Here is a 7,824-nt window from a genome sequence, read left to right as displayed (position 1 = left end):
CTCGGAAGGTCACTTCTAAGAATAAATCGTCTCATCGAAAGAGGAAAAACCAACAGTAATGTTGGAATCTCCCGCTACATTGCGGAGCAATTAGTGGGAGAGGATGTCAATATCCTAATTTAATTTGTCAACCATTGTTTACCTCTGGTCAGTAGACGGAAAACTTCTAGGTTCGCACTGTTATCATCTTTTTTGCCACACCCTTTTCATTGCTTGCAAAGAAAGCGATCGCTCTGTTCCACTGCTATATTTGTTTTCAAATAATCCCGCACCAAATCACAGGCATAAGCTGGTGCATCTAGGTTGAGAATTCGCTGCAAATTCCACAAAATGAGTGTGTTGTCATCTCCTCCGGAAGCTAGCAAAGTTCCATCGCGGCTGATGGCAATTTTCCTAATGGCTGCTGTATGTCCTCTGAGGGTAGTCAGTTCTTTACCATCAACCTGCCAAAGTTTAACTGTAGTATCTACACTGCCAGAAGCAACTATTTTGCCGTCGGGAGTAAAGGCAACTCCCCAAATGGCGGCGGTGTGACCTTTGAGTGTTTGCAGCAACTTGCCCCTTTGGGGTTCGCTAGTGACTTGCCACGGAAAACTCCTTTTTTGGTGCTGCTTGGACAGTGCTGATTCACCACCAACAGCCCACAACTTAACAGTATTATCACCACTTCCAGTTGCCAGCATTTTACTGTCTTGGCTAAAGGTGACTCTCCAAATTGCTGCGGTGTGACCTTTGAGTGTTTCCAACAACTTACCATCCAGTGTCCACAGCTTAGCAGTGCCATCACCACTAACAGAGGCAATGAGGCGGCTATCTGGACTAAATGCAACTTCCCAAACTTCGGCTTCATGTGCTTTGATTGTCTGCGGTGCGGGTCGATGGCGTTTCCAAATCTGAATAAACTTTTCCACACTTCCCATTGCGATGGTTTTACCGTCGGGACTTAATACTCCTGCTAAGAGTTTATTCAGAGGATCTTTATAACTAGCAACCAAACTGCCGTTAAGCTTTTTGAGTCTTAAGGTATCATCGTAGCAGCGCAGAGCAATCAATTTGCCATCTTCACTGAATGAAACCTCAAAGATTGCACCGCTAGATTGAGTAAAAGTTTTCAGCAATTTACCTTGACGACTCCAAAGTTTAGCAGTGTTTTCGTGGCTAGCTGTGGCAATGGTGGAACTGTCAGGGGCGATCGCTATTGACCAAATCCCGGCTTCATGGGCAATAATACTTTTTTGGAATGGATTTTCTTTTTGCCACAGTCTGACAACGTTTTCTGTGCCCGCTGAAGCAATAAACATGTTATCGGGACTAAAAGTCACTCCCCAAACTGAGGCACTGTGTCCTTTAAGTGTCCTCAGTTCTGTACCGTCAATATTCCAAAGTTTAATTGTTTTGTCGAGACTGGCGGAAGCAATAGTTTGACCATCGGCACTCAAGCCCACTCCCCAAACCCCCGCAGTATGACCTTTAAGAGTTTTATACTCGCGGTAGCTGCCGTCTTTGCTATCTCGCTTCCAAAGTTTCACAGTTTTGTCTTCACTCCCAGAAACGATGGTCTGGCCATCAGGAGTAAAAACTACTTTCATTACCCAAGCTGTATGACCTTGGAGAATTTGTAGGGGTTGGGCGTTTTCCCAGCCTAAAGCGTTTCGTTTCCAGAGTTTTACTGTCCTGTCTAGATTTGCAGCAGCAAGTATTTGATTATCAGGACTGAAGGTGATTCCAGAAAAACCCATTTTGTAACCTTGAAAAATGTTGAGCAAGGTACCGTCTGGCTTCCAAAGTTTCACAGTTTTGTCCCAACTACCGGAGGCCAGGAATTGACCGTCAGGACTAAAGGCTAATCCCCAGATGGAACCGGTGTGAGCTTTGAAACTTTTGATTAAAGTGCCATCTGGCTTCCACAGTTTAATGGAGCCATCTTCACCAGCTGAGGCCAGCATTTGACCGTCAGAGCTAAAATCGATGGCTCTCACTGCTCCTTTATGGCCTTTGAGAGTGGCAACTTGTGTACCGTCTCGTCGCCAAAGCTTGATTGTTTGATCTATGCTGACTGAGGCAATTAAAGAAGAGTCAGGGCTGACATCTACTGCTAAAACAGCTGCTGTATGACCGGAAAAATGGTTGTACTCATCTGCTCCATAAACTGCTTGTTGCAATGCGTCATTCACCAAACGCTGAATCTTTGGGTTTGGTTTATCTAGTTTTTCTAGTCTACGCTTGGCTTTGATTGCTTCTATGAGGGCATCTAAGCGGCGATTGGAAGCAAACAGCCCCTCAGAAGAAGATACAAGCGCTCGGATTTCGCTGCTTTTTGCTTGGTATGCACTTTTGAGAGTTTGGCGGTACAAAATGAAACTTCCTGTGGCCAATCCACTGGAGACGAGTAAGGCAATAGCTACTGTAATTAAGAGAAATCTTTGCAATTTAGCAGTTTTTCGCTCTTGTGCTAACCTTGCTGCTACTTCTTTAGCTCGTGCTGCTTCCAATGCTGTTTGCACGGCTTTGCGTTCGTATTCTTGGCTAGCGGCTAAAAATTGATAATCCAAATCGCTCAGACTTTTGCCTTGCAACCAATTTTGAGTATCTTTGAGAGCTTTTCCTCGCAACAGACGGGATTCATCTTTATAAGCTGATGCTACCCAGGCGTTGAATGTTTGCGAGTATGGACGCAGGTTGTCTAAGTACCTGAGTACCCATTGGGCATTAAAAACATGACGATAAATGGGATTTTTAATTTTGAGATCGCCGTTGCGTTTTTCAACTAACCCAGATAACAAAAGTTCTGTTTGTTCTGGACTATCATCGGTCGGTACAGCGAAAAGAGGACGCAAAGAAGTACTTGTCTTTGTGTCCCCGCGTCCACCCATCCCCGCCTCCTCCTCATCTTCTGCTTGCAACACTCTTTGATAAAGTCCTAGCAATCTTCCGGCTCGGTGTTCGTGGAAAAGTAACCGATCGCGAATTGTCCGCAGGTGTTCTGGTTCGTCTTTGGTTTCCCAATGTTCGATAATCTGCGATCGCACTAGTTGTTCTACCCAAAATCCCTCGGTTCCTGGCAGTAATGAGATTGTTCCGTATGATGTTTTTAAGGCGGCCTGAGCAACTAGTTGGCAGAGTTTTTGAGTTAAAAACGGCTGTCCTCCCGTCCAATAAATTATCTCTCGTAGTATTATCTGTGGTTGAGAGATGATTTCTTCTAGCCCTTTGAGTAATGGTGTTGCTTCATGTAATTTAAAGCCCTGTAACTCTATGGCTGTACCAATATTAAAAGGCGTCCGCCGTTTGTCTGCTATTAAATCCGATGGACTAGCTACTCCAAATAGTGCAAATCCTAAGCGTTGAAAATCCTGATTAGATGCCTGTTGATTGTAACAATGACGAATCCATGCAAAAAAATCGTTAACGGGAAAATTTAAACTCAATAAACTATCAATCTCATCAATAAAGATAATAATTCCTGTGGTTTTCCCATTAGTCTCAGATTGCTTTGGCAGATTTCTTAATAATAATTCTTCTATAAATTGATGTAATTTTTGTACCGAAGAAATTCCTGATTGTGCGTTCCACCATTCTTTAAAATTGACTTTTTCTGCCAGATTTAGACTATAAAACAAGCTGATGGTTATACCTTTGTACCATTGTTCAGGTGTGGTATCTTCACTACCCAAGCGGGTCATATCCAAATAAACACAGTTATAACCTTCTTGTTTCAGGCGATAGCTTGTGCGCTGTAGTAAAGACGATTTACCCATCTGCCGACAGTTTAAGACGTAACAGAAATCTCCAGCTTTCAAGCTGGTATAAAGTTTTTCGTCTGCCTGACGGATAACATATGTGGGATCGTCACTACGAAGACTACCCCCTACTTGGTATCTCATATCAAAGTGCGACTACAAAAAATAGATTAACTAGCAATTCCATTTATTTTTAATTGTGTAATTCCAAGATACCCGACTTTTGAAATCAATCAGGTATCTTGTCCATCACCAATAATTTGCAATTGCTGTAGATACTTTGTTAGCAGTAAACATTTTCCAGTTTACAGCTTTTATTCAAATTGGATTGTATCACTTTTTTAAGTCAACAATCTGTAATTTATCCTTAAGTGTCTTAAATGTCTTAACTGTCCGTTATTGATTTCAAATTATGATTAACTGTTTGCTTAAGTGTCTTAACTGTCCTTGCATGTTGCTCAAAAAAGCAAGATACTATTGATTAGTAATCCTAAATCATTTGTGAATAATATCGGTGTTAACTGTTAACAATCTAATCAAGTCAATGTGCAACGCCAAATGCAGAATAGCTTGTTAAACAATTGTTGATAGTTGTTTGCCAAAATAAGCGCGGTAGAGTTCGCAACTTGGTAAAATGCGATCGCCCTCAAAACGAATCAAGCCTAAACTGTCAAGTTGATAGGCCTCAATTGGATTAATAAAGGTGCTTTGCGGGGATTTCACCAATTGGGCATAGGTTTTAGCTAAAGTGGGTTTTTCTTGTAGTTGTAACCACAGTCGCCATAGATGATAGCGGTAAATGCCGCCATTGGCGATGGCTTCTGTCATCAGTTCTGGGAGAGTGAGTTCTTGCGATCGAAGAAAATATAGGGAAATCCGAATTAGTGCAGGATGACCCCCTACAAATGACATCAGTTGGCGGGATTCTTTGCTACTATTCCAATTTAAACCGTGTCGTCTAGCTAAGTCTTCTATCTGTTCTTGAGTAAATTCTCCAAGACGGATAGGCAATCCAATGTTGAATGGAGAGCGATTAATATCTAAAGTGGCATATTCTTCTGTAGAATAAACCACTACTAATTTCAACTTCTGCCAATTATGATTTTGTTGTGCTTCCTCACACCAAGAACGCAATAATGCAAAAAATTCTTGAGCAATGTGAGGATATTCAAAAAAGCGATCGACTTCATTTAAAACTAAAACTATGGGAGTGGTAATTTGTTTGAGCAAATAGCTTTGGAAATAAAAGGTGGAACTCAACTTACAGCCAATTTCTTCATCCCACATTTCATTTAAGTTGGGATCGATGTCTAACTCTCTAGCAACATGCCAGCAAAAACCACGCAACAATTTGTTTAAGTTGGTCAAAGACTCAGAATCAATTTGGTAGCAATTTAAATTAGCTGTCCGATATCCTTGCTTTTGTGCAAAGGCTAACAACCGCAGCACCAGAGAACTCTTACCCATCTGTCTGGGTGCTTTAATCCGAATCACACAGCCTGGTTGAATTATTTCCCGATAAACCAATTCTTCAATGGGTGGACGTTCGATATACAACGGTGAATCCAAAGGTACAGGCCCATCTGGGTATGGCCAAAAATTTTCTAATTGCTTGGGTTGTTCGTTAACAAAAGAATCAAGAGTTAAACTTTGATACAAGCTTGTTTTTTGTCTATGTAAATTCAATGAAAGTAATTGTGAAGCTTGAACTTTATCTACTTCATTGAGAATTATGTAATCTTGGGATGTTAATTCTAAATTAAAAGCGCTAAAACACAGCTTTAAAGTTTTTTGGTCTACACCCGTATCTAATGATAACAATCTGCTCAGTGTTTTTGTAGAGATGTTCATGCGTTCGCCTAACTTATCTAAAGTCAAACGCTGGCCATAATTTTCTGCTACTTCCATAGCCAAAATCGCTGCCTGTAAACGCTTTAACCCGACAGAACTCAGCACAACACCCCGGCTTCGCGTGCTTTTTTGTGGTTTCATGTCGCTAGTTATTAACCTGTTTTTTTGTTAACTTTTTTTTACTATGGCCCAATTTTCTCATTTTTTCAATCGCTTATAGACCAGTTACTTAAATGTTTTAAGCTTTTTTTTAGCTTTCAAATAAGTGGGTACGAATAAACAGAAGTGGCTTTTTGCCTAGAAACTAATAGCAAAAAACTCAAGTTTCAAGTAGGCAGTTTAATTTATTTATACATTTCACTCTAACTAACTGTTGTGTGATTTAAAACCCCTACAGTAATGTAGGGGTTTAGCATCAGGTCAGGTATTTACGATCGCGCTGTGGCGATCGCTCTGGATAATTCGCGGAACAACATATTCGCAACCTTAGAGCCGAGTTTGGCTTGTAAGTGTTTGCCGTTTAGTAGCTGTTTGCCAGAAGCATCAACATTTTTTTTGAGTTCGGCTTTATATAAAGCAATTTCCTCACCGATAGGGTTATTGGGCAAGCGGCCGTCAATTTCAATTTTGGTAATCACATACTGCCAAAAGTTCATTCGGCATAGAGATGAGCCACTGCCTTTTTCAACTAGCTTATCGCCGGACTGTTCCAGAACAGTACCCATACCCAGTCTCAGTTTAAAAGCGTCCCTTGAACGGTTACGTTTAACTCGTTTAACATCACCAGGCAGAAATTTAACTACAGATTTACCCTGTTCGCGGGTGACCTCTTTTTTCTTAACTTCCCTAATTTCTCGCTCAATTAGCTGTTTGCCATTGGTCAAAAAGGCTTCAAAGGGATAAATTCGACTCAACAGACGTGCCCGAATCCTCAACCCGAAATTGAATTGGTCAAAAACCTGGTTGTAGATTTGGAATTGGTCGTCGTTGACCAAAGGTTTGAGTAGAGCTTCTAAACGTTGCTCTTCTAAATCGATGTCACATAACCAATCAGCGTGAAGTCTAACAACTGGGTCTATTTCTAGCCCAAGTTGTACTGCAATTGATTGTTGGTATATTTTGGTTATGGATTTGTAACTTTGTGGGTGTACTTCGGTTTCGCGCTGCGCTAACCAACCCCATAGGGGCGGTACGTTTCCCGGTTTGGTACTCTCAGTTTTACTGTGTGCTTTTTCTGGGAATTGCCACGCTAACTGTTGACGGGTGTAGTTGATAATCGGTGACTGAACGCGGTTGAGGTGTTCGAGTTGCTGTACCAACTCCCGCAACTGGTCAATGGGTTCGGGGCGATGCATTAGAAACTGACGCAGATTGAGTACGCCTGTTTCTAAATAATTTTCTTGGTCTAAACCATAAGCAGCCATAGCCAAAGCATCAGCAGCATCAGATTTATTGGGTAAGTTTTTACCACCGCGATAACGACGCAGTTCGATGTGTCCTACCCACAAAATTTTGATTCCTAAGCTTTCTAAAATTCGTGCCCATAACCGAGAATAATGATTTCCTGTTGGTTCCATAATGGCAACAGATGGCTTATTCTCTTGCAAGTAATCAACAAAATCAAAGGCGGATTTTTGATTGCTTTTAGCTTTAGGACTAGAGTAAAAAGTAGGGAATAATTTAGATGCTTGGTTTCTACTTTTTTGCCAATAATTCTTCAAGCCTCCTAATGGATACTGTGATAAAATATGGCAAGTAACGCTTGATTTACTAACATCAACACCCAAAGATGTAATCGATTGAATTGTCATGGTTCTGCTGATAGTTGGGATTTTTTAGTATTCGTGTTGCCACCACGAATTGATTGAAAGACCCAGTTTTGACGCTTGAATCCCCTAACACCCCACTAATAAAAGGGCGCGATTCACTCTTAACGCTGGGTTTAACCCGGTAGTTCTAGGAAAGGTGCGCTTGAAATGTACAACACCCCACAAATTAGGTGTGCGATTCTAATTTAACGCCCCACTTCCTAGAAGCAATGGGGCGGATTGCTTTGGACACAACCCGCGACTCTGGGGTAATCCCAGAGTTTCGGCTACTGTGTCAGGTAGCCCACACTGTTGTCAGTGCGATTGCTTGCAGCAGGCGAGTACGCCATCGCAATTTAAAAAACTGCAATTCATCAGGCGGTTATTCTTCTTCGTCATGCTCTAATGAGTTAACAATTTCTATT

The 7,824-nt window shown here is 41.5% G+C and carries 4 protein-coding genes; 1 reads left to right on the top strand and 3 read right to left on the bottom strand.

The features are described 5' to 3' along the window. Positions 1-206: 206 nt before the first annotated feature. From GNE10_RS29205 to GNE10_RS29195, 3 genes are all read right to left on the bottom strand, one after another. Entirely contained in the window at positions 207-3,884 is a 3,678-nt protein-coding gene (locus GNE10_RS29205; RefSeq protein ID WP_185569175.1) for an AAA-like domain-containing protein, read from the bottom strand. Between the two features lie 429 nt (positions 3,885-4,313). After that, complete coding sequence (locus GNE10_RS29200) at positions 4,314-5,732, bottom strand: AAA-like domain-containing protein (protein WP_185569173.1); 1,419 nt, start codon at positions 5,730-5,732, stop codon at positions 4,314-4,316. Between the two features lie 287 nt (positions 5,733-6,019). Continuing rightward, positions 6,020-7,402: a transposase gene (locus tag GNE10_RS29195; protein ID WP_185569171.1), complete on the bottom strand. Its 1,383-nt coding sequence runs from the start codon at positions 7,400-7,402 to the stop codon at positions 6,020-6,022. Positions 7,403-7,590: 188 nt separating this feature from the next. On the opposite strand from GNE10_RS29195, the gene GNE10_RS35585 reads away from it, so the two are divergent. Beyond that, positions 7,591-7,824: hypothetical protein (locus GNE10_RS35585; protein WP_221643032.1), on the top strand; the 234-nt coding region annotated here is incomplete at its 3' end.

The organism is Nostoc sp. 2RC (assembly GCF_014222165.1).
GTDB classification, from domain to species: domain Bacteria; phylum Cyanobacteriota; class Cyanobacteriia; order Cyanobacteriales; family Nostocaceae; genus Nostoc; species Nostoc linckia.
The sequence above is the reverse complement of the archived record's forward strand: the minus strand, read 5'-3'. Positions and strand labels throughout refer to the sequence as shown.